The organism is Pseudomonas sp. 32_A (assembly GCF_017490905.1).
GTDB lineage: Bacteria > Pseudomonadota > Gammaproteobacteria > Pseudomonadales > Pseudomonadaceae > Aquipseudomonas > Aquipseudomonas inefficax.
In genome coordinates, this window is sequence record NZ_JAFGYI010000060.1 from 1 (window position 1) to 24,083 (window position 24,083).

The window sequence follows — 24,083 nt, forward strand, 5'->3', positions numbered from 1 at the left end:
GAACTCAGCAGTGAAACGATGCATCGCCGATGGTAGTGTGGGGTTTCCCCATGTGAGAGTAGGTCATCGTCAAGATTCATTTCGCAAAACCCCTATCTGCGCATGCAGGTAGGGGTTTTGTCTTTCTCGCGCAAAAACTTCCAGGCATACGCGGCCCCTGTAGGAGCGGCCTTGTGTCGCGATCGGGCGCGCAGCGGCCGCCAAACCTGCCTCCTCGATCTCCCAGGTAAACCGCGTCGCCCGGATTGCGGCCGCTGCGCGCCCGGTCGCGACACAAGGCCGCTCCTACAAAGATCGCGCAGGCCCGCTGTTATGTCGCCTCCCACAATTCGAGCCAGAACACTAGAATAGGCCCACGCACCTATTCAGAAGCGCTATATGCCCAAACCTGTCGAACCTGAAACCTTGGCCCAGTTGCCGCTGGACGAGCTTGTCGCCTGCCATGAATGCGACCTGCTGCTGCGCAAGCCCATGCTCCAGCATGACGAGAAGGCCCAATGCCCACGCTGTGGCTATGAGCTCTACGCTCATCGGCACAATGTGGTCAACCGCAGCCTGGCTCTGGTACTTACTGCCTTGCTACTGTTTGTGCCTGCCAATTTCCTGCCGATCATGCAGCTGCACCTGCTGGGCCAGACATCGGACGATACCGTCTGGAGCGGCGTGCTGGGCCTGTACAACTCGGGAATGCGCGGCGTGGCCGTGGTAGTGTTCCTGTGCAGCATGGCCATCCCTCTGGCAAAACTGCTCTGTCAGCTGCTGGTGCTCTTGAGTATCCGCCTGAACGTGGGGCGTAGTTTCGGCCTGCTGTTCTATCGCATCTATCACCACTTGCGTGACTGGGGCATGCTCGAGGTCTATTTCATGGGCGTGCTGGTGGCCATCGTCAAGCTGGTGGACCTGGCCGAACTGACCGTGGGGCTGGGGCTGTTCTGCTTCATCAGCCTGTTGTTGATCCAGGTGTGGCTCGAGGTGGTGATGTCACCGCACCAGATCTGGAGTGCACTATCAGGAGAGGACCTGCATGCGGGCGATTGATGCAGGCATTCTCGTCTGCAATGAATGTCACGAGCTGAACAGGCAACAGCCAGACAGCACTTCACAGACCTGTACGCGCTGCGGCGCCATAGTGCATGCCCGTCGGCCGAACAGCATCGCACGCACTTGGGCGCTGCTGATTGCTGCGTCGATCCTGTACATCCCGGCCAACATGCTACCGATCATGACCGTGAGTACCTTGGGCCAAGGCAGCCCCGACACGATCATGTCCGGCGTCATCACCTTGCTCAAGCATGGCATGGTGCCCATTGCTGCCGTGGTGTTCATTGCCAGTATCCTGGTGCCCACGTTCAAGCTGGTGGGCATCGGCTTGCTGTTGTACTCCGTTCAGCGTCGCCAGCCGCTTTCGGCGCGGCAACGGATATTGATGTACCGCTTCATCGAATTCATTGGACGCTGGTCCATGCTCGATATCTTCGTTATCGCCATCCTGGTGGCGGTGGTGAATTTCGGCCGAATAGCCAGTGTCGAAGCCAACCTGGGCGCTGTCGCCTTTGCAACTGTGGTGATCCTGACAATGCTTGCCGCTTTAACTTTCGATCCCCGACTGATTTGGGATAACACGGAGTCGGATGACGACCATGAGTGACCTGCCAACGGCTAAAACCCGCCCAGCCTCGAACTGGTCGGCCATCTGGATCCTGCCTTTGATCGCCTTGATGATCGGTGGCTGGCTTGCGTGGCAGGCTTACCGTGATGCCGGGGTGGAAATTGAAGTCCGCTTCGAGTCGGGCGAGGGTATCGTCGCCAACAAGACCGAGGTGATCTACAAGGGCATGCCGGTTGGCAAGGTCAAAAGCCTGGTGCTAGACGCCAAGGGTGAGAACCAGGGGGTGATCGCCACCATCGAGATGAACAAGGCTGCCGAGCCTCATCTGACCAAGGGTACGCGTTTCTGGCTGGTGAAGCCGAGTGTCAGCCTGGCGGGTATTTCCGGCCTGGAAACACTGGTATCAGGCAACTACATCGCCGTCAGCCCGGGGGAGGGGGAGCGCACCAAGCGTTTTACCGCCTTGAAGGTGGCGCCGCCACTGTCGGATACCGAGCCGGGCCTGCACCTTACCCTGAAGGCCGAGCGGCTGGGGTCGCTCAACCGTGACAGCCCGGTGTTCTACAAGCAGATCCAGGTTGGCCGGGTTAAAAGCTACCGCCTGTCCGAAGACCAGAGCACCGTCGAGATCAAAGTCTTCATCGAGCCGGCCTATGCCAGCCTGGTGCGCAAGCATACGCGTTTCTGGAATGCCAGCGGCGTCAGCATCGACGCCTCGCTCTCGGGCGTGAAAGTGCGTAGCGAATCGCTGTCGAGCATTGTTGCCGGTGGTATCGCCTTTGCCACACCGGAACACCGCAAGGACAGCCCACCCACCGACTCGAACCTGCCGTTCCGTCTGTATGAGGACTTCGATGCGGCCCAGGCAGGTATCCGGGTAAAGGTGAAATTGAGCGATTACGAGGGCCTGCAGGCGGGCCGTACACCGGTCATGTACAAGGGCATCCAGGTGGGCTCGCTGAAATCCCTGACAATGGCAGACAACCTGGCCAGTGCATCGGCCGAGCTTACGCTGGACCCGTTGGCCGAGGACTATCTGGTCGAGGGCACGCAGTTCTGGGTGGTCAAGCCATCGATTTCCCTGGCGGGTATCACCGGCCTGGAGGCGCTGGTAAAGGGTAACTACATCGCCATTCGCCCTGGTGACAAGGGGGCGCGGCCCGAGCGTGAGTTCGAAGCCCGTGCCAAGGCGCCGCCGCTCGACCTCAAGGCACCAGGCCTGCACATGGTGTTGTTCGCCGACACCCTGGGTTCGCTGGAAGTCGGTAGCCCGGTCATGTACCGCCAGGTGAAGGTGGGTAGCGTGCAGAGCTACCAGTTCGCCCGCAACAGCAACCGCATCCTGATCGGTGTGCATATCGAGAAGGAATACGAAAAACTGGTCAATGGTTCGTCGCGCTTCTGGAATGTCAGCGGTATCACCCTGACGGGCGGCCTGTCGGGCATCAAGATCAAGAGTGAATCACTGCAAACCCTGATGGCTGGTGGTATTGCGTTCGACACGCCACGGCCCGATGTGCCGCTCAAGCGCCACATCCCACGCTTCCGCCTGCATGACAGCCAGGAAGCGGTCAATCGCGCGGGTACGTTGATCACCATTCGCGTGGACCGTGCCGATGGCCTCAAGCCGGGCACGGCGATTCGCTTCCGCGGCCTGGATGTGGGCAGCATCGAGAGCGTCGACCTGACCGATGACTTGCAGGCGGTGCTGCTGCGGGCGCGCATTACCGAAGCGGCGGAGCGTATCGCCCGCGTTGGTACGCAGTTCTGGGTGGTCAAGCCAGCCTTTGGCCTGGTGCGCACGCAGAACCTCGACACGTTGGTGGGTGGGCAGTATCTGGAGGTGCAGCCGGCTGCCAAGGACCGTGGCCCGCAGCGCGATTTCATCGCCTTGGCCGACGCCCCGCAGGTGGCAGGGCCGGAGGTTGGTCTGCCTTTGACACTAAGCGCCCCGCGCCGTGGCTCGATCAAGCCGGGCGTGCCGGTAACCTACCGTGAGGTTGCGGTGGGCAAGGTGACGGGCTTCGAGTTGGGCCAGAGCGCTGACCGTGTACTGATCCACATCCTGATCGAGCCGCGCTATGCGGCCCTGGTGCGCAGCGGCAGCCGCTTCTGGAACAGCAGTGGCTTCGGTTTCGACTGGGGGCTGTTCAAGGGGGCTACGGTGCGTACCGAGTCGGTGGAGACCATGATCGACGGCGGTATCGCCTTTGCCACGCCGGATGGCGAGCAGATGGGCAACCCGGCACGGCCGCAGCAGACCTTTGCCTTGTTCGACAAGGCCGAGGATGAATGGCTGCAGTGGGCGCCGAAGATTCAGATAGCGAAGTAGCATATGGCAGGGCTACCAAACATGGCCCTGCTTTTTTTGTGTGGGAGCGGCCTTGTGTCGCGAAAGGGGCGCGCAGCGGCCCCCTTATCTCAGCGCAGATGCTGAAATTGCTGGGGGCCGCTTTGCGACCCTTTCGCGACACAAGGCCGCTCCCACAGAAGGCTGTTCCCGCAGAGGGGGCGCAAACACAAATCGCAGGCAACAAAAAGCCGACCCTAGGGTCGGCTTTTCGACTAGCACGTCGCTTAGGCAGCTGCAGCTTCTTTCAGCGCCTTGATGTGGCCATTCAGACGGCCTTTGTGACGAGCAGCCTTGTTCTTGTGGATGATGCCCTTGTCGGCCATACGGTCGATTACAGGTACAGCCAGAACGTAAGCGGCTTGCGCTTTTTCGGCGTCTTTTGCGTCGATGGCCTTGACTACATTCTTGATGTAGGTGCGGACCATGGAACGCAGGCTGGCGTTGTGGCTGCGACGCTTCTCAGCCTGTTTTGCACGTTTCTTGGCGGAAGGTGTGTTGGCCACCGTCGAGCTCCTCGAAAGACTTTAGGTAAATAGCAAACAAAATAGGCCGCGAATCATGCCGATCAGTCGAACGGATGTCAAGGCCACCTGCAAGGTTCCGCCGAGCGGTGCGCCAACAAGAGGGAAATATTCCTTTCTGCTGCGCGACCTGTAAACTCGGGATTTTTTGGCTCCCCTGCGAAGGCGCGGGAGTATCGCACATTCGGACGCTGTCTGGCAGCGTCCTCTGCCCTTGGCGTGAATCTTTTCGATGAACCTGCTCAAATCCCTGGCTGCGGTAAGCTCGATCACCATGATTTCGCGGGTGCTGGGCTTTGTCCGCGACACCATCCTGGCGCGTGTATTCGGCGCCGGCATCGCCACCGATGCCTTCTTCATTGCCTTCAAACTGCCCAACCTGCTGCGGCGCATCTTCGCCGAGGGCGCGTTTTCCCAGGCCTTCGTGCCGATTCTGGCTGAATACAAGACCCAGCAAGGCGAGGAGGCGACCCGCACCTTCGTTGCCTATGTCAGCGGCCTGCTGACCCTGGTTCTGGCGCTGGTGACAGCCATCGGCATCCTGGCGGCGCCGTGGGTGGTGTGGGCGACTGCGCCAGGCTTTGTCGACAGTGCCGAAAAATACGAGCTGACCACCGCCCTGTTGCGGGTGACTTTTCCTTATATATTGCTGATCTCGCTGTCCTCCCTGGCCGGTGCGATCCTCAATACCTGGAACCGCTTCTCGGTGCCGGCCTTTACCCCGACCCTGCTGAACGTGGCGATGATCGCCTTCGCGGTGCTGCTCACGCCGTATTTCGACCCGCCGATCATGGCCTTGGCATGGGGCGTGCTGGCCGGTGGCCTGGCACAGTTGCTGTACCAGCTGCCAGCGCTGAAGAAGATCGGCATGCTCGTGCTGCCGCGCCTGAACCTGGGTGATGCTGGTGTGTGGCGGGTGCTCAAGCAGATGCTGCCGGCGATCCTCGGGGTGTCGGTGAGCCAGATCTCGCTGATCATCAACACCATTTTCGCCTCCTTCCTGGTAGCCGGCTCGGTGTCGTGGATGTACTACGCCGACCGCCTCATGGAGCTGCCTTCCGGCGTACTGGGCGTGGCCCTGGGCACCATACTGTTGCCGACCCTGGCCAAGACCTACGCCAACAAGGACCGCGAGGAGTACTCGCGGATCCTCGACTGGGGCCTGCGCCTGTGCTTCCTGCTGGTGCTGCCCTGCACCCTGGCCCTGGCCCTCCTCGCCGAGCCACTGACCGTGGCGCTGTTCCAGTACGGCAAGTTCACCGCGACCGATGCGGCCATGACCCAGCGGGCGCTGATTGCCTATTCCGTAGGCTTGCTGGCAATCATCCTGGTCAAGGTACTGGCACCCGGCTTCTATGCGCAGCAGAATATCCGTACACCGGTGAAGATCGCGGTATTCACGCTGGTCTGCACCCAACTGTTCAACCTGGCCCTGATCGGCCCGCTGGCGCATGCCGGCCTGGCCCTGGCGATCAGCCTGGGGGCCTGCCTGAACGCCGGCTTGCTGTTCTGGAAGCTGCGCAGCAAGCAGCTGTTCCAGCCGCAGCCAGGCTGGGGGATGTTCCTGTTCAAGCTGGTGCTGGCGGTGGGGCTGATGTCGGCGGTGTTGCTGGCCGGCATGCATTATCTGCCGGCCTGGGAGCAGGGCAACATGCTCGAGCGCCTGGTGCGTTTGGGGGCTCTGGTTCTGGCGGGCGTCGTGACCTATTTCGGCTGCCTGTACCTGTGCGGCTTCCGCCCTCGGCATTTCGCTCGCAAGGCCTTGCACTGAGGCTTCGGGCGGGTCAGGCGTCGGTTTTTCGCATTCCACGCCGCCCTTGGGCGCTGCTGCCTGTCACCGGCGCCCGGGTGTGGTTATAATCGGCCACTTTATGAGCAAGAAGCGCGTTATGCAGCTGGTTCGAGGTCTTCACAACCTGCGCCCCGAGCACCGGGGCTGTGTCGCCACCATTGGCAACTTCGACGGGGTTCACCGCGGCCACCAGGCGATCCTGGCGCGCCTGCGCGAGCGCGGCCAGGCCTTGGGCCTGCCGACCTGCGTGGTAATCTTCGAACCGCAACCACGCGAGTACTTCGCCCCCGACACCGCGCCGGCCCGCCTGGCCCGCCTGCGCGACAAGATCGAACTGCTGGCGGGCGAGGGTATCGACCGGGTGCTGTGTCTGGCATTCAACCAGCGCCTGAGCAAGCTCGGTGCCGATGACTTCGTCAAGGCCATCCTGGTCGACGGCCTGGGTGTACGCCACCTCGAAGTGGGCGATGACTTCCGCTTCGGCTGCGACCGCGCCGGCGACTTCGCCTTCCTGGTCGAGGCCGGCAAGCAGTACGGCTTCACCGTCGAGGCCGCCAACACGGTGATCCAGGACGGCCTGCGTGTCAGCAGCACCGAAGTGCGCAAGGCCCTGTCCGAAGGCAACTTCGAGCTGGCCGAGCACCTGTTGGGCCGCCCGTACCGCATCAGCGGCCGCGTGCTGCATGGCCAGAAGCTGGCCCGCCAGCTCGGCACACCTACCGCCAACATCCAGCTCAAGCGCCGCCGCGTACCGCTGTCCGGGGTCTACCTGGCCAGCATCGAAATCGACGGCAAGGCCTGGCCGGGTGTCGGCAATATCGGCGTGCGCCCCACCGTTGCCGGTGACGGGCGCCCGCACCTGGAGATTCATCTGCTGGATTATGCCGGCGACCTGTATGGCCGGCGCCTGACGGTGGAGTTCCACCACAAGCTGCGTGAAGAGCAGCGTTTCGCCTCCCTGGAGGCGCTGAAGTCGGCGATCGATGCGGATATCGCCGCCGCACGTGCACATTGGCACGCTCAACCGTTAACGAAGAGCCTGAAATGACCGACTACAAAGCCACGCTTAACCTTCCGGACACCGCCTTCCCCATGAAGGCCGGCCTGCCTCAGCGCGAACCGCAGATCCTGCAGCGCTGGGACAGCATTGGCCTGTACCAGAAGCTGCGCGAAATTGGCAAGGATCGTCCCAAGTTCGTCCTGCACGACGGCCCGCCCTATGCCAACGGCAAGATTCACATCGGTCATGCGCTGAACAAGATCCTCAAGGACATGATCGTCCGTTCCAAGACCCTGGCCGGCTTCGATGCGCCGTACGTGCCGGGCTGGGACTGCCATGGCCTGCCGATCGAGCACAAGGTCGAGGTCACCCACGGCAAGCACCTGTCCGCCGACCGCACCCGCGAGCTGTGCCGCGAATATGCCGCCGAGCAGATCGAAGGGCAGAAGACCGAGTTCATCCGCCTGGGCGTGCTGGGTGACTGGGACAACCCGTACAAGACCATGAACTTCGCCAACGAGGCCGGTGAAATCCGCGCCCTGGCCGAAATGGTCAAGCAAGGCTTCGTGTTCAAGGGCCTGAAGCCGGTGAACTGGTGCTTCGATTGCGGTTCGGCCCTGGCCGAGGCCGAAGTCGAGTACGCCGACAAGAAATCGCAGACCATCGACGTTGCCTTCCCGGTAGCCGACGAGGCCAAGCTGGCCGCTGCCTTCGGCCTGGCTTCGCTGGCCAAGCCGGCCGCCATCGTGATCTGGACCACCACCCCGTGGACCATCCCGGCCAACCAGGCGCTGAACATCCACCCCGAGTTCAAGTACGCCCTGGTCGACACCGGCGAGCGCCTGCTGGTACTGGCCGAAGAGCTGGTCGAGTCGTGCCTCAAGCGCTACAGCCTGGAGGGCTCGGTCATCGCCACCGCCCAGGGTTCGGCGCTGGAACTGATCAACTTCCGCCACCCGTTCTACGACCGCCTGTCGCCAGTCTACCTGGCCGACTACGTCGAACTGGGCGCCGGTACCGGCGTGGTGCACTCCTCGCCAGCCTACGGTGAAGACGACTTCGTCACCTGCAAGCGCTACGGCATGGTCAACGACGATATCCTCACCCCGGTGCAGAGCAACGGCGTGTATGTCGACTCCCTGCCATTCTTCGGCGGTCAATTCATCTGGAAGGCCAACCCGGCCATCGTCGAGAAGCTGAGCGAAGTCGGTGCGCTGATGCACACCGAAACCATCAGCCACAGCTACATGCACTGCTGGCGCCACAAAACCCCGCTGATCTACCGCGCCACCGCGCAGTGGTTCGTGGGTATGGACAAGCAGCCGACCACCGGCGAGCCGCTGCGTGAGCGTGCACTGAAAGCCATCGAGGACACCAAGTTCGTCCCGGCCTGGGGCCAGGCGCGCCTGCATTCGATGATCGCCAACCGCCCGGACTGGTGCATCTCGCGTCAGCGCAACTGGGGCGTACCGATCCCATTCTTCCTGCACAAGCAGACCGGCGAGCTGCACCCGCGCACCGTCGAGCTGATGGAAGCAGTGGCCAAGCGCGTCGAACAGGAAGGCATCGAGGCCTGGTTCAAGCTGGACGCCGCCGAACTGCTGGGCGCTGAAGCCGAGCAGTACGACAAGATCACCGACACCCTCGATGTGTGGTTCGACTCGGGTACCACCCACTGGCATGTGCTGCGTGGCTCGCACGACATCGGCCACGCCACTGGCCCGCGTGCCGACCTGTACCTGGAAGGTTCCGACCAGCACCGCGGCTGGTTCCACTCGTCCTTGCTGACCGGTTGCGCCATCGACGGCCACGCGCCGTACCGCGAACTGCTGACCCACGGCTTCACCGTGGACGAGAACGGCCGCAAGATGTCCAAGTCGCTGGGCAACACCATCGAGCCGGAGAAGGTCAACAACACCCTGGGTGCCGATATCCTGCGCCTTTGGGTTGCCGCTACCGACTACTCCGGTGAAATGGCCGTTTCCGAGCAGATCCTGCAGCGCAGCGCCGACGCCTACCGACGTATCCGCAACACTGCACGCTTCCTGCTCTCCAACCTGTCCGGCTTCGACCCGGCCCGCGACCTGCTGGCCCCGGAAGACATGCTGGCGCTGGACCGCTGGGCCGTAGACCGTACCCTGCTGCTGCAGCGCGAGCTGGAAGAGCACTACAGCGAGTACCGTTTCTGGAACGTCTACTCCAAGGTGCACAACTTCTGCGTGCAGGAACTGGGCGGCTTCTACCTCGATATCATCAAGGACCGCCAGTACACCACCGGCGCCAACAGTGTCGCCCGCCGTTCCTGCCAGACCGCGCTGTACCACATCAGCGAGGCGCTGGTGCGCTGGATCGCGCCGATCCTGGCGTTCACCGCCGACGAGATCTGGCAGTACCTGCCAGGCGAGCGCAACGAGTCGGTAATGCTCAACGGCTGGTACCAAGGCCTGAGCGAGCTGCCAGAAGGCAGCGAACTGGACCGCGCCTACTGGGACCGCGTGATGGCCGTCAAGGCATCGGTCAACAAGGAACTGGAAAATCAGCGTACCGCCAAGGTCATCGGCGGCAACCTGCAAGCCGAAGTCACCTTGTACGCCGACGAAGGCCTGAGCGCCGACCTGGGCAAGCTGGGCGACGAACTGCGCTTTGTGCTGATCACCTCGGCTGCCAGTGTGGTGCCGTTCGTGCAGGCGCCGGCCGAAGCCGTGGCCACCGAAGTCGAAGGCCTCAAGCTGCAAGTGGTCAAGTCCGGCCACGCCAAGTGCGGCCGTTGCTGGCACTTCCGCGCCGACGTCGGCAGCCACCCGGAGCATCCGGAAATCTGCGGCCGTTGCGTCGACAACCTCAGCGGTTCCGGCGAGGTGCGCCACTATGCCTAACCCTGCAGCGGGGCGCTTCGGGCGCCTTGCATGGCTTTGGCTGAGCCTGGTGGTACTGGTCCTCGACCAGGCCACCAAGCTGTATTTCAACAACGCCCTGACCATGTACCAGCAGATCGTCGTCATCCCCGACTACTTCAGCTGGACCTTGGCCTACAACACCGGCGCGGCGTTCAGCTTCCTGGCGGACAGCTCCGGCTGGCAGCGCTGGCTGTTCGCCCTGATCGCGGTGGCGGTCAGTGCCGTGCTGGTGGTGTGGCTCAAGCGCCTGGGGCGCAACGAGACCTGGCTGGCCGTGGCGCTGGCGCTGGTGCTGGGTGGCGCGATCGGCAACTTGTACGATCGCGTCGTGCTCGGCCATGTGGTCGACTTCATCCTGGTGCACTGGCAGAACCGCCATTACTTCCCGGCCTTCAACCTGGCCGACAGCGCCATCACCGTCGGTGCGGTGATGCTGGCGCTGGATATGTTCAAGAGCAAGAAGTCCGAGGATCCGGTCCATGACTGACACCCGTATCGGCCAGAACACCGAAGTCACCCTGCACTTCGCGCTGCACCTGGAAAACGGCGACACCGTCGACAGCACGTTCGACAAGGCCCCGGCCACCTTCAAGGTTGGCGATGGCAACCTGCTGCCAGGTTTCGAGAACGCGCTGTTCGGCTTCAAAGGCGGTGACAAGCGTACCGTCGTGGTGGCCCCGGAGAACGCCTTCGGCCAGCCCAACCCGCAGAACGTGCAAGTCATGCCGCGGTCCCAGTTCGAGGGCATGGAGTTGTCCGAAGGGCTGTTGATCATCTTCAACGACGCCGCCAACACCGAGCTGCCAGGTGTGGTCAAAGCGTTCGATGACGACCAGGTGACCATCGACTTCAATCACCCATTGGCTGGCAAGACCCTGACCTTCGAGGTGGAGATCCTCGAGGTGAAGGCCCTGTAAGCCTGGAGCCGAGCATGCAAATCAAACTCGCCAACCCTCGCGGCTTCTGCGCGGGGGTCGACCGGGCGATCGAGATCGTCAACCGCGCGCTGGAAGTCTTCGGCCCGCCGATCTACGTGCGTCACGAAGTGGTGCACAACAAGTTCGTGGTGGAAGACCTGCGCAACCGTGGCGCCATCTTCGTCGAAGAGCTGGACAAGGTACCGGACGATGTCATCGTCATCTTCAGTGCCCACGGCGTTTCCCAGGCCGTGCGCCAGGAAGCCGCTGGCCGTGGCCTGAAAGTGTTCGATGCCACCTGCCCGCTGGTGACCAAGGTGCACATCGAAGTGGCCAAGTACAGCCGCGACGGCCGTGAGTGCATCCTCATCGGCCACGAAGGGCACCCGGAAGTCGAAGGCACCATGGGCCAGTATGACGCCAGCAACGGTGGCGCCATCTACCTCGTCGAAGACGAGGAGGATGTTGCCAACCTGCAGGTGAAGGACCCGGACCACCTGGCGTTCGTTACCCAGACCACACTGTCGATGGACGACACCAGCCGCGTCATCGACGCCCTGCGTGCGCGTTTCCCGAACATTGGTGGCCCGCGCAAGGACGACATCTGCTACGCCACCCAGAATCGCCAGGACGCGGTCAAGCAACTGGCGGACGAGTGTGATGTGGTACTGGTGGTCGGCAGCCCGAACAGTTCCAACTCCAACCGCCTGCGCGAGCTGGCCGAGCGCATGGGCACCCCGGCTTACCTGATCGACGGTGCCGAGGACCTGCAGCGTGGCTGGTTCGACCAGACGGCGCGGATCGGCATCACCGCCGGTGCTTCTGCCCCTGAAGTGTTGGTGCGTGGCGTGATCGAACAGCTCAAGGCCTGGGGTGCCACCGGCGCTGAAGAACTGGATGGGCGGGAAGAGAACATCACCTTCTCCATGCCCAAGGAGCTGCGGGTTCGGTCGCTGATCTGACCGCGCTTTCGGGCGCGATCTCCCTGTAGGAGCGGCCTTGTGTCGCGAACGGGCTGCAAGGCAGCCCCAAGATTTCAGCGTTAGAGCTGGCATTGCCGGGGCCGCTTTGCGGCCCGTTCGCGACACAAGGCCGCTCCTACAGAGACTGCGTCGATCTGCTGGCGGAGCCTTTGCACCGGGAGTTTCTGGCCTCTCCCATTTCTACCCTGACCCTGCCAGTCTGTGCCATCACCACTCGATACTGGCTAGTTGGGGTCAAGCGCTCGCAAACCTCCATCGTTGAACCAAACCAGTTATTGTTCGCCCCCAGCGGAACCCCCTGCGCACTGAACTTCAGTTGCCCGCCGCCATTGCTGGTGATCGTCAGCGCCCGTGAAAGGCGCTGCTCGCGCAGCACCTGCTGGTTATGCTCCAGCATCACCCGCCAACCATTCCCCCAATCACCATCCAGCGCCTGCACCAGCACCGGCTGGCTCTGCAGCATGGCATGGCTGCGCGCACTGCGCAGCGCCTGCGCCAAGTCACGCGCAGCCGCCGCCCTGTGCAGGTCGTCGCTCAATCTGGCGTAGGCCGGCATGCCGAGCTGTGTCAGCAATATGGCCACCGCCAGGGCCGACAACATTTGTATCAGTGTTACACCTCGTTGCTTCACCGTGCATTCCTCCCTGGAAGTGCTTGGCTATAGCTTCACGGTCGTTGGACCGGCGGTCCAGTCGCCCGGGTTCAATGCAATTGCAGGAAAAGTCGCAGGAGGTGCAGGGATGCGCGCAATACAACGGGGCATGACGCTTCTGGAAGTGTTATTGGCGGTGGGCGTGGTGGCCGTGGGTATGTTCGCAGCAGCAGGCTTGCAACTGCGGGCATTGCAAGCTGCCGAGGACGCGCGCCGCGATGGGCAGGCGCTGATGGCGGCGCACAGTGAGCAGGAAAGGGGGCGGCCATGAGGCGCGGCCAGCGTGGTTTCGGCTTGCTTGAGGTGATGCTGGCGCTGACCATCGGGTTGCTGCTGTTGGCGGCCGCCAGCCAGCTCTTTACCTCGGCCCACCACGCATGGCGGCTGCAAAGCACGGCAGTACGCATGCAGGATGAGGCACGCCTGGCATTGCTGCGAATGGCCCAGGATATCCGCATGACCGGGATGTTCGGCTGCCTGCGACTTCGGCCACAGCACTTCAGCAGTTCCAGCGCAGAGCACGCATTTACCCGGCCGATGGAAGTCGAAGCATCCACCCTGAGCCTGGTCGTGACGGAGTTGCCTGGGCAAGCCGGGGCGCCGCTGTGGTTCCTGCACACGGACTGCACAAGCGAAGTGTCTGTGGATGACAAGTTGAAGGAGGGCTACCCACAGGTTTACCCCATCAGCAGATATGTCTACCAGCTCCAGGGCAATACGCTGAAATTCAAACGCAACAACAGCAACTTCCAGCCGCTGGTTGAGAATGTGCGGTCCATGCGTTTCCAGCGTGTGCAAGTGGCGCAAGGTGAGCGGGTGGATATTGCCCTGACGCTTTACGAACCCACGCTCGAACTCGAACAACGCCATGAACTGAGCGTGGCGATCCGCAATCCGGTGCCGGCCTCATGAGTGGTCAGCGTGGCATCGTCCTGTTGGTGGCCCTGGTCTTGAGCACGCTGCTGGGGTTGCTTGCGGCGTCCGCCCTGCGTGATGCGCTAGCGGCAACGCGGATGACTGGTTATCTGAGCGAAGGCCTGCTGGCGCTGGAGCAGGCCGAGGACACGTTGCTGGCAGGGGCAGGCGAGCTCGAACGGGCTCCTCCCGACCCTTGCAAAGTGTGCCCGCCACCAGTTCGACCGCACGATCTGAGCGGGCAGTGGCAGCGCACACGAACTGGCTACTTCCACTTGCAGAATCTGGGTACCAGCGATTACGCCGCGCATATGCCGGAAGGGCAGCAGGTCACCCTGTACCGAGTCACCGCCGTCAGCCTGCAAACCCAGTCACGGCATGTGCTGGAAGCGGTCTATGCCATGGACGGCGACACAACCCGGCGCATTGCCTGGCGGCAGAGATTGCGAGGAGACTGACATGCAGCAAGGCTTGAGCCTGATCGAGTTGTTGATTGTGCTGGCCGTGACCGGCATTCTGGCAGCCATTGCCTACCCCAGTTACAGCGACCAGTTACGGCGAGCTGCGCGCAGCGAAGTGGTTGGCCTGCTGCATGATGCCGCCCTGCGCCTGGAACGCCACCGCGTACGCACTGGCCAATACGCCGAGGGCGACCCGGCCTTGCCCGATGGTACCCGCTATTACAGCCTGCAGGCCCAGCGTGACAGCGACACCTTCACGCTGCGCGCCCGGCGGCTGCCGAACGGGCTGATGGCACAGGACCGCTGCGGCGATTTCCAGCTCGACCAGGCTGGCGTGCAGCGCAATCCGGGGGCCGTCGAAGACAGCGTGCACTGCTGGGGAAGCTGAAGGTTGAATGATGCCCGGTGCATCGCGGATTTACTTCAGGTGTTGGATCGACAGATGAGCAAGCAAGTAGTGGTGGTCGGTGGCGGGGTGATCGGCCTGCTGACGGCATTCAACCTGGCGGCGAAGGTCGGGCAGGTGGTGGTGTGTGATCAGGGTGAAGTCGGCCGCGAGTCGTCCTGGGCCGGCGGTGGCATCGTCTCGCCACTGTACCCGTGGCGCTACAGCCCTGCGGTGACCGCCTTGGCACACTGGTCGCAAGACTTTTATCCACAGCTGGGCGAGCGCTTGTTCGCCAGCACCGGCGTCGACCCCGAAGTGCACACTACCGGCCTGTACTGGCTCGACCTGGACGACGAGGCCGAAGCGCTGGCCTGGGCCGAGCGTGAGCAGCGGCCGCTGAGTGCCGTGGATATCTCGGCGGCCTATGACGCAGTGCCAGTGCTGGGCCCAGGCTTCAAGCGTGCGATCTACATGGCCGGCGTGGCCAACGTGCGCAACCCGCGCCTGGTGAAGTCGCTCAAGGCGGCGTTGCTGGCGTTGCCCAACGTGACCTTGCGTGAGCACTGCCAGATTACCGGCTTCGTCGAGCAAGGCGGCCGCGTGACCGGTGTGCAGACGGCAGACGGTGTGCTGGCAGCGGATGAGGTGGTGCTGAGTGCCGGCGCCTGGAGTGGCGACCTGCTGCGTACGCTAGGCCTGGAGCTGCCGGTGGAGCCGGTGAAGGGCCAGATGATTTTGTTCAAGTGTGCCGACGACTTCCTGCCGAGCATGGTGCTGGCCAAGGGGCGCTATGCGATCCCCCGGCGTGACGGGCATATTCTGGTGGGTAGCACGCTGGAGCATGCCGGGTACGACAAGACCCCGACCGGGGAGGCGTTGGAGAGCCTGAAGGCGTCGGCGGTGGAGTTGCTGCCTGAGCTCGAGGGGGCCCCGGTGGTGGCGCATTGGGCCGGGCTGCGGCCGGGGTCACCGGAAGGTATTCCGTATATCGGGCCGGTACCGGGGCATCAGGGGTTGTGGTTGAACTGTGGGCATTACCGCAACGGGCTGGTGCTGGCGCCGGCTTCATGCCAACTGTTTACCGACCTGTTGACCGGGGCAGAGCCGATCATTGACCCGGCGCCGTATGCGCCAGTCGGGCGTTTGAACTGAGGGCCTCTTCGCGGGTAAACCCGCTCCCACAGGGATCGCACGGTTTTCGAAACCTGCGATGTACCTGTGGGAGCGGGTTTACCCGCGAAAGGGCCGGAGAGGGCAGTAGGGGTTTCAGCCGGTAATCGGTGCCTGCAAGTGCCGGCTCGGGTAATGCTGCTCATACACCTTGCACACTCGCAGCACCTGCTCATCGGCAAAGCGCCCGGCGACCACCTGCAGCCCCACCGGCAACCCCTCGCGGGTGAACCCGCACGGCACCGAAGCCGCTGGCTGCTGGGTCAGGTTGAAGGGATAGCTGAACGGCGTCCACTCCATCCACTGCGCCATCCCCGACCCAGGCGGCACATTGTGCCCGGCCTCGAATGCCACCAGCGGTAGCATTGGCGATACCAGCACATCATAGCGCCGGTGGAAGGCATTCATCCTGGCGATCAACTCTGCCCGTGCCTCCAGGGCCTGGGTGTATTCGCCAAGGCTGATTCGCGCTCCCTGTTCGGCAATCCAGCGCAGCCCTGGGTCAAGCAGCGCCCGCTGTTCATCGCTGAACGCACTGGCCAACCGCGCCGCACCGGCAAACCACAGGGTGTTGAACGTCTCCAGCGGGTCGCCGAACCCCGGGTCGACTTCTTCAACCTTTGCGCCCAGCCGTGCCAGGCGCTGCACGGCCTGGGCCACCAGTGCCTGGACCTGCCGGTCGACCTGCACGTAGCCGAAGTTGGCACTGTAGGCGATGCGCAGGCCGCTCAGGTCCTGCTCCTGGCCCAGCCACGGCGCTTGCCTGGGTGCGCCAGCCAGCCCGTCACGGGCATCGGGGCGGGCGACGCAGTCGAGCATCAGTACCGAATCGTCGACGGTGCGCGTCATCGGCCCCAGGTGCGACAGCACGGTCATTGCACTGGCGGGCCATTGCGGTACGTAGCCAAAGGTCGGCTTGATGCCGAACGTGCCGGTAAAGGCGCAGGGGATGCGAATCGAGCCGCCGGCATCGCTGCCCTGGTGCAGTACGCCCAGGTTCAGTGCGGCTGCCGCCGCGGCACCACCGGACGAGCCGCCGGCGGTCAGCCGGGTATCCCAGGGGTTGCGGGTGATGCCGTACAGCGGGTTGTCGGTCACCCCCTTCCAGCCGAACTCCGGCGTGGTGGTCTTGCCCACCAATACAGCGCCGGCTTCGCGCATGAACGCCGTGAAGGGCGCATCGACTTCCCACGGGCCGGCGCCCGAGGTGGTGCGCGAGCCCTTGCGTGTGGGCATGCCGCGGGTCAGGGTCAGGTCCTTGATCGAGGCGGGTACGCCATCCAGCCGGCCGCAGGGCTCGCCACGCTGCCAGCGCTGTTCGCTGGCGCGGGCGGCGACGCGGGCACCTTCGCCGTCGACATGGCAATAGGCGTTGACCGCCGGGTTGTGCAGGTCGATGCGCGCCAGCACATCGTCGATCACCTCGACCGGTGACAGTTGGCGGCGCTGGTACAACTCGAGCAGTTCGACGGCGGTGAACTCGCCAATCGCGGTTTTCTGGGTCATTTCAACGGGCTCCCGGGTTGGCGGCCTGGAACATGGCGCGCAGCAGAACATCGCAGCCATCGGCCAGGTCCTGTGGCGCGGCATTTTCGATTTCGTTGTGGCTGATGCCGCCCTCGCAGGGCACGAAGATCATCCCGGCCGGGCCCAGTTCGGCGAGGAAGATTGCGTCGTGGCCGGCGCCGCTGACGATATCCATGTGGCTCAGGCCCAGCTCCCGCGCGCCTTGGCGCACGGCGTCAACGCACTGCTCGGCGAAGTACAGCGGCGGGAAGTCGGCGGTTGGCGTCAGTTCAAAACTCAATCCGTGCCTTGCCGTGCTGGTTTCAATGGCTGCGCGTACTTCGCTGACCATGGTGGCGAGGTGCTCGGGGTCGAGGTGGCGCAGGTCGATGGTCATCTGCACCTGGCCGGGGATGACATTGCGCGAGCCCGGGTGCAGGTTCAGGCAGCCGACGGTGCCGCAGGCATGCGGCTGGTGGGCGTGCGCCACGCGGTTGACCGCAGCCACCACCTCGGCGGCACCGACCAGGGCATCCTTGCGCAGGTGCATCGGAGTAGGGCCGGCATGGGCCTCTACGCCGGTCAGTACCAGGTCGAACCATTTCTGCCCAAGGCAGCCCTGGACCACGCCAATGGTGGTGCGCTGGTCTTCCAGCACCGGGCCCTGTTCTATATGCGCCTCGAAGTAGGCGCCGACGGCATGCCCGGTGGGCACGCGCGGGCCGGCGTAACCAATGCGCTGGAGTTCCGCGCCTACCGACAGGCCCTGGTCGTCGACCTTGGCCAGGGTCTCCTGCAGGCCGAACTTACCGGCGAACACCCCCGAGCCCATCATGCATGGCGGGAAGCGCGAGCCTTCCTCGTTGGTCCATACCACCACTTCCAGCGGGGCTTCGGTGGTCAGGTTCAGGTCGTTCAGGGTGCGCAGCACCTCGAGGCCGGCCATGACGCCGTAGCAGCCATCGAACTTGCCGCCGGTGGGTTGGGTGTCGATGTGGCTGCCGGTCATCACCGGTGGCAGTGCCGGGTTGCGGCCGGGGCGGCGGGCGAAGATGTTGCCGATGGCGTCGATGCTGACCGTACAACCGGCTTCTTCGCACCAGCGCACGAACAGGTCGCGGGCCTGGCGGTCGAGGTCGGTCAGGGCCAGGCGGCATACGCCGCCTTTGGCGGTGGCGCCGAGCCGGGCCAGGTCCATCAGCGATCGCCAGAGGCGTTCGCGGCTGACCAGCGGGCCCTGGCCGAGCAGGTGTTGCGAGGGATCGATGCGGGTGTTCATGGTTCATCTCTCCTGAAAGTACTGGGTTGCGTGTACCGGCCTCTTCGCGGGTGAACCCGCTCCCACAGGGATATCACCGGCCTGAAGACAGTGAGGTCTCTGTGGGAGCGGGTTTACCCGCGAAGAGGCCGGCACAGGTAAACAAGGTCTGGGTCAGGCGCTCAGGGCCAGATACCGGTTCTTGACACTCGGGTCCTCGCGGAACTGCGCCGCACTGCCCTGGTAGGCAACCCGACCCTGCTCCAGCACGTAATGGCGGTCAGCCAGGGCGTCGCAGACCATCAGGTTCTGCTCCACCAGCAGGATCGACAGGCCTTCGTCCTTGATCCGCCGCAAAATCTTCACCAGCTCGTCGACAATCACCGGGGCCAGGCCTTCAGTCGGTTCGTCGAGGATCAGCAGCTTCGGCCCGTTGAGCAGGGCGCGGGCGATGGCCAGCATCTGCTGTTCGCCGCCGGAAAGGGCGAAACCGCCGTTGCGGCGCCGTTCCTTCAGCCGTGGGAACATGCTGTACACGTCTTCCAGCTGCCAGCGGCTGTCCTTGCGTGCGGCAATCCTCAGGTTTTCCTCAACGCTGAGCTGGCGAAAGATGCCGCGGTGCTCCGGTACCAGGGCAATGCCGAGCCGGGCGATATCGAAGATTTCGCGGCCGACCAGCTGCTGGCCGTTGAAGCTGATCTGCCCCTGCCGTGGGCGGACGATGCCGAGGATGCTGCGCAGGGTGGTGGTCTTGCCCGCGCCGTTGCGCCCCAGCAGGGTCACCAGTTCGCCAGCCTCGACCTTGAGCGAGACGCCTTCGAGCACATGGCTCTTGTCGTAGTAGGAATGGATCGAATCGACGTTGAGCATCAGGCGGTCTCTCCAAGGTAGGCGGTGCGGACACGCTCGTCGTTGCGCACCTGTTCAGGGGTACCCTCGACCAGGATCTGGCCGTGGCTCATCACCGTGATGCGCTGGCTGATTGACATGACGATGCTCATGTTGTGCTCGATCAGCAGCACGGTGTGGTCGCGGCCGAGGTCGCTGATCAGGTCGGTCATCACCGGGATATCGTCGATGCCCATGCCCGAAGTGGGCTCGTCGAGCATCAGCAGTGCAGGTTTGGCGCAGATCGACATGCCCACTTCCAGCACCCGTTGCTGGCCGTGCGACAACTCGCCGGCCAGGGTCTCGGCGCGGGCGGTCAGCTTCAGGCGCTCCAGCACCTGGTCGGCAGTGTTCCAGTGGCTGCGCTTGTGCTCGACGCTACGCCAGAAGTTCAGCGCACCCAGGCCATCGCGGCCCTGGGCGGCCAGGCGCAGGTTTTCGCGCACCGACAGGTTCTGGAACAGGCTGGTGAGCTGGAACGAACGGGCCATGCCCAGCGCCACGCGCCCGTGGGACGGCTTGCGGATGATGTCCTGGCCGTTGAACAGGATCTTGCCCGCAGTGGCCTGGCGCTCGCCGGTCAGGCAGTGGAACAGGCTGGTCTTGCCGGCGCCGTTGGGGCCGATGATGGTGTGGATGGAGCCGGCGCGGACCTTGAGGTCGACGCCCGCAACCGCCTTGAACGGGCCGTAGGCCAGCTCCAGCTGGCGGGTTTCCAGGAGGTAGTCACTCATCACAGGGTCTCCTTGGTCTTGGCCTGGGGTTTGTCATCGGCATTGCGGTTAGCCAGCAGGCGCTTGCCCAGTTCTGCCAGGCCGCCCCACAGGCCGCCACGCATGAACACCACCACCAGGATCAGGATCACCCCAAGCAGCATCAGCCAGCGCGGCCACAGCTCCGACAGCACGTCACCCAGCAACACGATGGCGCCGGCCCCCAGCAGCGAGCCGAACAGCGAGCCGGTGCCACCGACGATGGTCATGATCAGGATGTTCTCGCTCATCATCAGGTCGATGTTCGACAGCGGCGCAAAGTGCAGCAGCATGGCGTACAGCGCCCCGGCAATACCGGTGATGGCACCCGACAGCATGAACACCAGGATCTTGAAGTGACGGGTGTCGTAGCCGATGGCTGCGGCGCGTGTCTCGTTTTCGCGGATGGCCAGCAGGGTGCTGCCGAATGGTGAGCGGATCACCCGCAGGGCGCCGGCAAAGATCAGCAGGAACAGCACCGCGACGAATACATAAAAGTGCCTTGGGTCGGCCAGGTCGACCAGCACATGGCCGGCGATTTCGATATTGGGCCGGGGCACATCGAGCAGGCCGTTGTCACCGCCGGTCCAGCCGCTGAGGGTGTAGGCCAGGAAGTAGGCCATCTGGCTGAAGGCCAGGGTCAGCATGACGAAGTAGATACCCGTGCGGCGGATCGCCAGGGCACCTACCAGCAGCGCCAGGAAGGCACCGAACACGGCGGCGCCAAGCAGCGCGGCGAACATGCCCCACTGCAGGTGGATCATCAGCAGCGCCGCGCCATAGGCGCCCACGCCAAAGAAGATGCCCTGGCCGAACGACAGCAGGCCGGTGTAGCCGAGCAGCAGGTTGCAGGCCAGCGCCGCCAGGGCAAAGATCAGGATCTCGGTGGCCAGGGTGGCCGATGGCAGCAGCAGCGGCAGCGCCACCAGGCTGGCGACCACCAGCAACAGCAGGGCCGGGGCGCGGCCCTTGGCGACCGGCAATGGGTTTTTCTCGCTCATCTCAGGCTCTCCCGAACAGGCCATAGGGACGGACCAGGATCACTGCGGCCATGGCGCCGTAGATCATCAGGCTGGCGCCTTGCGGCCAGAGGCTGGTCATCATGCTTTGCACCACACCCACCAGCAGGCCGCCGACCAGTGCACCGCCGAACGAGCCCATGCCGCCGATCACCACCACCACGAAGGCGATGCCGAGGATTTCCGGGCCGACGAAGGGCTGGGCGCCACGCAGCGGTGCGAACAGCACGCCCGCCACGCCGGCCAGGCCCACGCCCAGGGCGAAGGTCAGGGAGAACAGGCGGAAGATGTTGGTGCCCAGCAGCGACACGGTTTCGGTGCTTTCGCTGCCGGCCCGCACCAGGGCGCCGAAGCGGGTGCGCTCCAGCAGCAGCCACAGGCCAAGGCCGATCAGCGCGGCGAAACCGATCAGGAACAGCCGGTAGTAGGGGTAGATGAAGTCGCCGACGATCAGCACCCCGCGCAGCTCCGGTGGCACCGCGATGTTCTTGCCCACCGGGCCCCAGATCAGTACCGAGGCTTCCTGGATGATCAGCGCGATACCAAGGGTGACGAGGATCTGGAAAGTGTGCGGCAGGTGGTAGATGCGCTTGATCAGCAGGCGCTCGACCGCCCAGGCCAGCGCCGCCACCACCAGTGGTGCGATCAGCAGGGCAAGCCAGAAATTACCGGTAATGGCCACGGCGGTGTAGCACAGGTAGGCGCCCAGCAAGAAAAACGCGCCGTGGGCGAAGTTGACGAAGTTGAGCAGGCCGAAAATGATCGTCAGGCCCACGGCGATGAGGAAGTAGATCATCCCCAGGCCCAGGCCGTTGAGCAGTTGGAACAGGTACAAATCGAGCATGAGCGTGCCCTCGACAGCGCGCGGTGCGGCTGCCTGTACGAGTGTGTGTGACTGACGCCGTGGCTTCAGGCCAGGGCGCAACCGGTGTGGTCGACTTCGACGAACGAGCGGCCCGAGCTGATGACTTCGGCCAGGTCGTCCTCGTCGCGCATCTGCCCCTGGGGCTTGCCGCGCAGCAGGTAGTAGTCCTTGAGCACCTGGTGGTCGCCCGGGCGGATCAGTTCTTCGCCGGTGGGGCCCTGAAAGCGCATGCCCTGCAACGCCGCGGACACCGCGGCGCCATCCAGGCTGCCGGCCTTGATGATGGCTTCGAGCATGACCTTGGTGCCGATGTAGTCGGCCGCCAGCGGGTAGTTGGGGTTGATGCCATAGGCCTTGCGGGTGGCTGCGACCAGCTGTTTGTTCAATGGGGTATCGACCTGGTGCCAGTACTGCGCGCCCAGGTACACGCCTTCGAGCACGTCGCTGCCCAGCTCCTGGAACTGGTCGAGGCCGGCGGACCACACCATCAGCACTTTCATGCGCTCCTTGATGCCGAAGTTCACTGCCTGGCGCAGGGCGTTGGACGCCTGGCTGCCGAAGTTGAGCAGCACCAGCACATCAGGCTTGGCGGCGATGGCGTTGGTCAGGTAGCCGGAAAACTCCTGCTCCTGCAGCGAGTGGTAGCTGTTGCCGATGTGTTCCACGCCGAGCTCGGCGAACACCTTGCGGGCATTGTCCAGCAGGGCATCGCCGAACACGTACTGCGGGGTGATGGTGTACCAGCGCTTGGCCTGAGGGAGTTGGCGGCTCATCGGCACCAGCGTTTCGCGGATGGCGCCGTAGGTGGGCACCGACCAGCGGAAGGTCGAGGCATTGCAGTCCTTGCCGGTAATTTCATCGGCGCCGACAGGGGTCATGAACACACCGCCGGCCTTGTGGATTTCCTTCGACACCGCCAGTGCCGAGGACGACAGCGTGCAGCCCTGGAAGAAGCGTGCGCCATCCTGGCCGATGGCTTCCTGCACCTTGCGCACCGCCTTGCCGGCGTTGCCTTCGGTGTCGATGACCTTGTACTTGAGCGGGTGGCCGAGCAGTTGCGGGTGTTCGGCGATAGCCAGGCGCGAGCCCATGTCGGCGTACTTGCCGTAGCTGGCGAAGGCGCCAGACATCGACTTGAGCCCATAGAAGGTCAACGGTTGGTCGGCGAATGCCCGGTGCGCCCCCAGGGGGAGGCTACCTAAGGCACCCAGGGCAAGGCCTGCCTTGAGCAGGGTACGTCTTTGCATGAGTAACTCCTTGGTTGTGGTTATTAGGCAGGAGTGGCAATGACAAAGCGGGTACGGCCGGGCCTGTGTGCAGGCCTCTTTCCAGGCGGATCAGTGGTGGTGTTCGAACTCCAGCAGGAAGTTGCGGGCAACCTCGCCTTCCAGCGCGGTCATGTGGTGTTCGGCGTCGCACATGTGTTCGTGCATCAGCCGGCGTACGGCGGGCTCGTCGCTGGCGCGCAGGGCGGTGAGCAGTTGCTTGTGGTAGGCGATGTTGGCAGCGGCGAATTGCTGGCGCTTGGGCAGGTAGGCTTTTTTCAGCACCACCAGGTCACGCAGCAGGTCGTTGAGGAACACCGCCATGAAACGCAGTAGCGGGTTGGAGCAGCGGTCGGCCAGCAGGGTGTGGAACTCCAGCTCGGCCAGGCGCTGTTCGCGCTGGCCTTCCTCGCTGTCCTCCGGTGCGCTGCAGAAGTCGATGTTGGCCTGCAGCGCGGCGTAGTCGGCTTCGCTCAGCTTGCCCATCACCGACACCGCCAGTTCCACCTCGATGACCTTACGCAACTGGTACACCTGTTCGCCGTCCAGGTGCTGGAAGTGCAGGTAGTTGCGCAGTGCGCGGCTGGCAGGTTCGGTGCCGACTTCGTTGAGGTAGGCGCCACCGCTCGGGCCGGTGCGGGTGCTGACCAGGCCCTCGACCTCCAGGGCCTTGAGCGCTTCGCGGGCGGTACCCTTGGAGCACTCGAAATGCTCCATCAGCTCACGCTCGGTGGGCAGGCGGTCGCCGGGGTGCAGCGCTTCGGTGACGATCGAGCGCTTTACCGATTCGACGATCACATCGGACAGCTTCTGGCGCTTGCGTTTGGGTTTGAGCATTTCGCTATTTTTCATATTTATGCGGATAAATAGGA

24 protein-coding genes are annotated in these 24,083 nt (G+C 63.8%); 14 read left to right on the top strand and 10 right to left on the bottom strand.

Going from position 1 to position 24,083, the window contains the following annotated elements; translation table 11 throughout:
* Positions 1-378 precede the first annotated feature (378 nt).
* The 3 genes from J5M58_RS24295 to J5M58_RS24305 are packed head-to-tail and all read left to right on the top strand — an operon-like array spanning position 379 to position 3,941.
* Positions 379-1,038 (top strand): paraquat-inducible protein A, encoded by a 660-nt coding sequence (locus J5M58_RS24295; protein WP_112251876.1) that lies wholly within the window; start codon positions 379-381, stop codon positions 1,036-1,038.
* A complete protein-coding gene (locus tag J5M58_RS24300) occupies positions 1,025-1,648 on the top strand; it encodes a paraquat-inducible protein A (protein WP_015268842.1) in 624 nt (207 codons plus the stop codon). Before J5M58_RS24295 ends, J5M58_RS24300 begins: the two co-directional genes overlap by 14 nt.
* The gene (locus J5M58_RS24305) at positions 1,641-3,941 is read left to right on the top strand and encodes a PqiB family protein (protein WP_112251877.1); all 2,301 of its coding nucleotides are present in this window, start codon (positions 1,641-1,643) and stop codon (positions 3,939-3,941) included. The genes J5M58_RS24300 and J5M58_RS24305 overlap by 8 nt, the downstream gene beginning before the upstream one ends.
* A 245-nt stretch (positions 3,942-4,186) precedes the next feature.
* Here J5M58_RS24305 and rpsT read toward each other — a convergent pair whose 3' ends face one another.
* Positions 4,187-4,465: a 30S ribosomal protein S20 gene (gene rpsT, locus J5M58_RS24310; protein ID WP_003247625.1), complete on the bottom strand. Its 279-nt coding sequence runs from the start codon at positions 4,463-4,465 to the stop codon at positions 4,187-4,189.
* Positions 4,466-4,715: 250 nt separating this feature from the next.
* Between rpsT and murJ the strand changes: the two genes are divergently transcribed.
* The 6 genes from murJ to ispH all read left to right on the top strand — a co-directional run bounded on the left by murJ (position 4,716) and on the right by ispH (position 12,051).
* The gene (murJ, locus tag J5M58_RS24315) at positions 4,716-6,254 is read left to right on the top strand and encodes a murein biosynthesis integral membrane protein MurJ (protein WP_112251878.1); all 1,539 of its coding nucleotides are present in this window, start codon (positions 4,716-4,718) and stop codon (positions 6,252-6,254) included.
* A 118-nt stretch (positions 6,255-6,372) separates the two neighbouring features.
* Entirely contained in the window at positions 6,373-7,323 is a 951-nt protein-coding gene (ribF, locus tag J5M58_RS24320; protein WP_112251879.1) for a bifunctional riboflavin kinase/FAD synthetase, read from the top strand.
* Positions 7,320-10,151 (top strand): isoleucine--tRNA ligase, encoded by a 2,832-nt coding sequence (gene ileS / locus J5M58_RS24325; protein WP_112251880.1) that lies wholly within the window; start codon positions 7,320-7,322, stop codon positions 10,149-10,151. Before ribF ends, ileS begins: the two co-directional genes overlap by 4 nt.
* Positions 10,144-10,659 (top strand): signal peptidase II, encoded by a 516-nt coding sequence (lspA, locus tag J5M58_RS24330; protein WP_112251881.1) that lies wholly within the window; start codon positions 10,144-10,146, stop codon positions 10,657-10,659. Before ileS ends, lspA begins: the two co-directional genes overlap by 8 nt.
* Positions 10,652-11,089 carry an FKBP-type peptidyl-prolyl cis-trans isomerase gene (gene fkpB, locus J5M58_RS24335; RefSeq protein ID WP_003258215.1) on the top strand — a complete coding sequence of 146 codons (438 nt, stop codon included), beginning with the start codon at positions 10,652-10,654 and terminating at the stop codon, positions 11,087-11,089. Before lspA ends, fkpB begins: the two co-directional genes overlap by 8 nt.
* Positions 11,090-11,103: 14 nt before the next feature.
* On the top strand, positions 11,104-12,051 hold the full coding sequence (gene ispH, locus J5M58_RS24340) for a 4-hydroxy-3-methylbut-2-enyl diphosphate reductase (RefSeq protein WP_112251883.1): 948 nt from the start codon (positions 11,104-11,106) through the stop codon (positions 12,049-12,051).
* Between the two features lie 136 nt (positions 12,052-12,187).
* Here ispH and J5M58_RS24345 read toward each other — a convergent pair whose 3' ends face one another.
* The gene (locus tag J5M58_RS24345; RefSeq protein ID WP_207879903.1) at positions 12,188-12,703 is read right to left on the bottom strand and encodes a GspH/FimT family pseudopilin; all 516 of its coding nucleotides are present in this window, start codon (positions 12,701-12,703) and stop codon (positions 12,188-12,190) included.
* A 109-nt stretch (positions 12,704-12,812) separates the two neighbouring features.
* Between J5M58_RS24345 and J5M58_RS24350 the strand changes: the two genes are divergently transcribed.
* Genes J5M58_RS24350 through thiO form a run of 5 tightly spaced genes read left to right on the top strand, consistent with a single transcriptional unit; the run spans position 12,813 to position 15,640 of the window.
* Positions 12,813-12,995, top strand: a complete 183-nt coding sequence (locus J5M58_RS24350; protein ID WP_112251885.1) for a prepilin-type N-terminal cleavage/methylation domain-containing protein — start codon at positions 12,813-12,815, stop codon at positions 12,993-12,995.
* Positions 12,992-13,636 carry a PilW family protein gene (locus tag J5M58_RS24355; RefSeq protein ID WP_112251886.1) on the top strand — a complete coding sequence of 215 codons (645 nt, stop codon included), beginning with the start codon at positions 12,992-12,994 and terminating at the stop codon, positions 13,634-13,636. Before J5M58_RS24350 ends, J5M58_RS24355 begins: the two co-directional genes overlap by 4 nt.
* Positions 13,633-14,097, top strand: a complete 465-nt coding sequence (locus J5M58_RS24360; RefSeq protein WP_112251887.1) for a hypothetical protein — start codon at positions 13,633-13,635, stop codon at positions 14,095-14,097. Before J5M58_RS24355 ends, J5M58_RS24360 begins: the two co-directional genes overlap by 4 nt.
* Position 14,098: 1 nt before the next feature.
* A complete protein-coding gene (locus J5M58_RS24365) occupies positions 14,099-14,488 on the top strand; it encodes a type IV pilin protein (protein ID WP_112251888.1) in 390 nt (129 codons plus the stop codon).
* 54 nt (positions 14,489-14,542) lie between these two features.
* Positions 14,543-15,640: a glycine oxidase ThiO gene (thiO, locus tag J5M58_RS24370; RefSeq protein WP_112251889.1), complete on the top strand. Its 1,098-nt coding sequence runs from the start codon at positions 14,543-14,545 to the stop codon at positions 15,638-15,640.
* Positions 15,641-15,754: 114 nt separating this feature from the next.
* On the opposite strand, the gene J5M58_RS24375 is transcribed toward thiO, so the two are convergent.
* The 8 genes from J5M58_RS24375 to J5M58_RS24410 form a co-directional block, all read right to left on the bottom strand.
* Positions 15,755-17,164 carry an amidase gene (locus tag J5M58_RS24375; RefSeq protein WP_207879905.1) on the bottom strand — a complete coding sequence of 470 codons (1,410 nt, stop codon included), beginning with the start codon at positions 17,162-17,164 and terminating at the stop codon, positions 15,755-15,757.
* Between the two features lies 1 nt (position 17,165).
* Complete coding sequence (locus tag J5M58_RS24380) at positions 17,166-18,443, bottom strand: Zn-dependent hydrolase (RefSeq protein ID WP_243432500.1); 1,278 nt, start codon at positions 18,441-18,443, stop codon at positions 17,166-17,168.
* A gap of 153 nt (positions 18,444-18,596) precedes the next feature.
* Positions 18,597-19,292 (bottom strand): ABC transporter ATP-binding protein, encoded by a 696-nt coding sequence (locus tag J5M58_RS24385; protein WP_112251892.1) that lies wholly within the window; start codon positions 19,290-19,292, stop codon positions 18,597-18,599.
* Positions 19,292-20,044 (bottom strand): ABC transporter ATP-binding protein, encoded by a 753-nt coding sequence (locus J5M58_RS24390; RefSeq protein ID WP_207879907.1) that lies wholly within the window; start codon positions 20,042-20,044, stop codon positions 19,292-19,294. The genes J5M58_RS24385 and J5M58_RS24390 overlap by 1 nt, the downstream gene beginning before the upstream one ends.
* Positions 20,044-21,063, bottom strand: a complete 1,020-nt coding sequence (locus tag J5M58_RS24395) for a branched-chain amino acid ABC transporter permease (RefSeq protein WP_085601755.1) — start codon at positions 21,061-21,063, stop codon at positions 20,044-20,046. The genes J5M58_RS24390 and J5M58_RS24395 overlap by 1 nt, the downstream gene beginning before the upstream one ends.
* Position 21,064: 1 nt before the next feature.
* Entirely contained in the window at positions 21,065-21,925 is an 861-nt protein-coding gene (locus tag J5M58_RS24400; protein ID WP_039614952.1) for a branched-chain amino acid ABC transporter permease, read from the bottom strand.
* A 65-nt stretch (positions 21,926-21,990) separates the two neighbouring features.
* The gene (locus J5M58_RS24405) at positions 21,991-23,193 is read right to left on the bottom strand and encodes an ABC transporter substrate-binding protein (RefSeq protein WP_112251894.1); all 1,203 of its coding nucleotides are present in this window, start codon (positions 23,191-23,193) and stop codon (positions 21,991-21,993) included.
* Between the two features lie 90 nt (positions 23,194-23,283).
* A complete protein-coding gene (locus J5M58_RS24410; RefSeq protein WP_085626734.1) occupies positions 23,284-24,048 on the bottom strand; it encodes a FadR/GntR family transcriptional regulator in 765 nt (254 codons plus the stop codon).
* Positions 24,049-24,083 lie beyond the last annotated feature (35 nt).

Bases quoted from the DNA above. Each gene is read 5' to 3' on its own strand.
- J5M58_RS24350 (WP_112251885.1), top strand. From the start codon at position 12,813: ATGCGCGCAATACAACGGGGCATGACGCTTCTGGAAGTGTTATTGGCG.
- ileS (WP_112251880.1), top strand. From the start codon at position 7,320: ATGACCGACTACAAAGCCACGCTTAACCTTCCGGACACCGCCTTCCCC.
- J5M58_RS24375 (WP_207879905.1), bottom strand. From the start codon at position 17,164: ATGACCCAGAAAACCGCGATTGGCGAGTTCACCGCCGTCGAACTGCTC.
- J5M58_RS24405 (WP_112251894.1), bottom strand. From the start codon at position 23,193: ATGCAAAGACGTACCCTGCTCAAGGCAGGCCTTGCCCTGGGTGCCTTA.
- J5M58_RS24400 (WP_039614952.1), bottom strand. From the start codon at position 21,925: ATGCTCGATTTGTACCTGTTCCAACTGCTCAACGGCCTGGGCCTGGGG.
- J5M58_RS24385 (WP_112251892.1), bottom strand. From the start codon at position 19,292: ATGCTCAACGTCGATTCGATCCATTCCTACTACGACAAGAGCCATGTG.
- fkpB (WP_003258215.1), top strand. From the start codon at position 10,652: ATGACTGACACCCGTATCGGCCAGAACACCGAAGTCACCCTGCACTTC.
- ribF (WP_112251879.1), top strand. From the start codon at position 6,373: ATGCAGCTGGTTCGAGGTCTTCACAACCTGCGCCCCGAGCACCGGGGC.
- J5M58_RS24305 (WP_112251877.1), top strand. From the start codon at position 1,641: ATGAGTGACCTGCCAACGGCTAAAACCCGCCCAGCCTCGAACTGGTCG.
- J5M58_RS24395 (WP_085601755.1), bottom strand. From the start codon at position 21,063: ATGAGCGAGAAAAACCCATTGCCGGTCGCCAAGGGCCGCGCCCCGGCC.
- J5M58_RS24410 (WP_085626734.1), bottom strand. From the start codon at position 24,048: ATGCTCAAACCCAAACGCAAGCGCCAGAAGCTGTCCGATGTGATCGTC.
- J5M58_RS24295 (WP_112251876.1), top strand. From the start codon at position 379: ATGCCCAAACCTGTCGAACCTGAAACCTTGGCCCAGTTGCCGCTGGAC.
- ispH (WP_112251883.1), top strand. From the start codon at position 11,104: ATGCAAATCAAACTCGCCAACCCTCGCGGCTTCTGCGCGGGGGTCGAC.
- J5M58_RS24365 (WP_112251888.1), top strand. From the start codon at position 14,099: ATGCAGCAAGGCTTGAGCCTGATCGAGTTGTTGATTGTGCTGGCCGTG.
- J5M58_RS24360 (WP_112251887.1), top strand. From the start codon at position 13,633: ATGAGTGGTCAGCGTGGCATCGTCCTGTTGGTGGCCCTGGTCTTGAGC.
- J5M58_RS24300 (WP_015268842.1), top strand. From the start codon at position 1,025: ATGCGGGCGATTGATGCAGGCATTCTCGTCTGCAATGAATGTCACGAG.
- J5M58_RS24380 (WP_243432500.1), bottom strand. From the start codon at position 18,443: ATGAACACCCGCATCGATCCCTCGCAACACCTGCTCGGCCAGGGCCCG.
- lspA (WP_112251881.1), top strand. From the start codon at position 10,144: ATGCCTAACCCTGCAGCGGGGCGCTTCGGGCGCCTTGCATGGCTTTGG.
- thiO (WP_112251889.1), top strand. From the start codon at position 14,543: ATGAGCAAGCAAGTAGTGGTGGTCGGTGGCGGGGTGATCGGCCTGCTG.
- murJ (WP_112251878.1), top strand. From the start codon at position 4,716: ATGAACCTGCTCAAATCCCTGGCTGCGGTAAGCTCGATCACCATGATT.
- J5M58_RS24390 (WP_207879907.1), bottom strand. From the start codon at position 20,044: ATGAGTGACTACCTCCTGGAAACCCGCCAGCTGGAGCTGGCCTACGGC.
- J5M58_RS24355 (WP_112251886.1), top strand. From the start codon at position 12,992: ATGAGGCGCGGCCAGCGTGGTTTCGGCTTGCTTGAGGTGATGCTGGCG.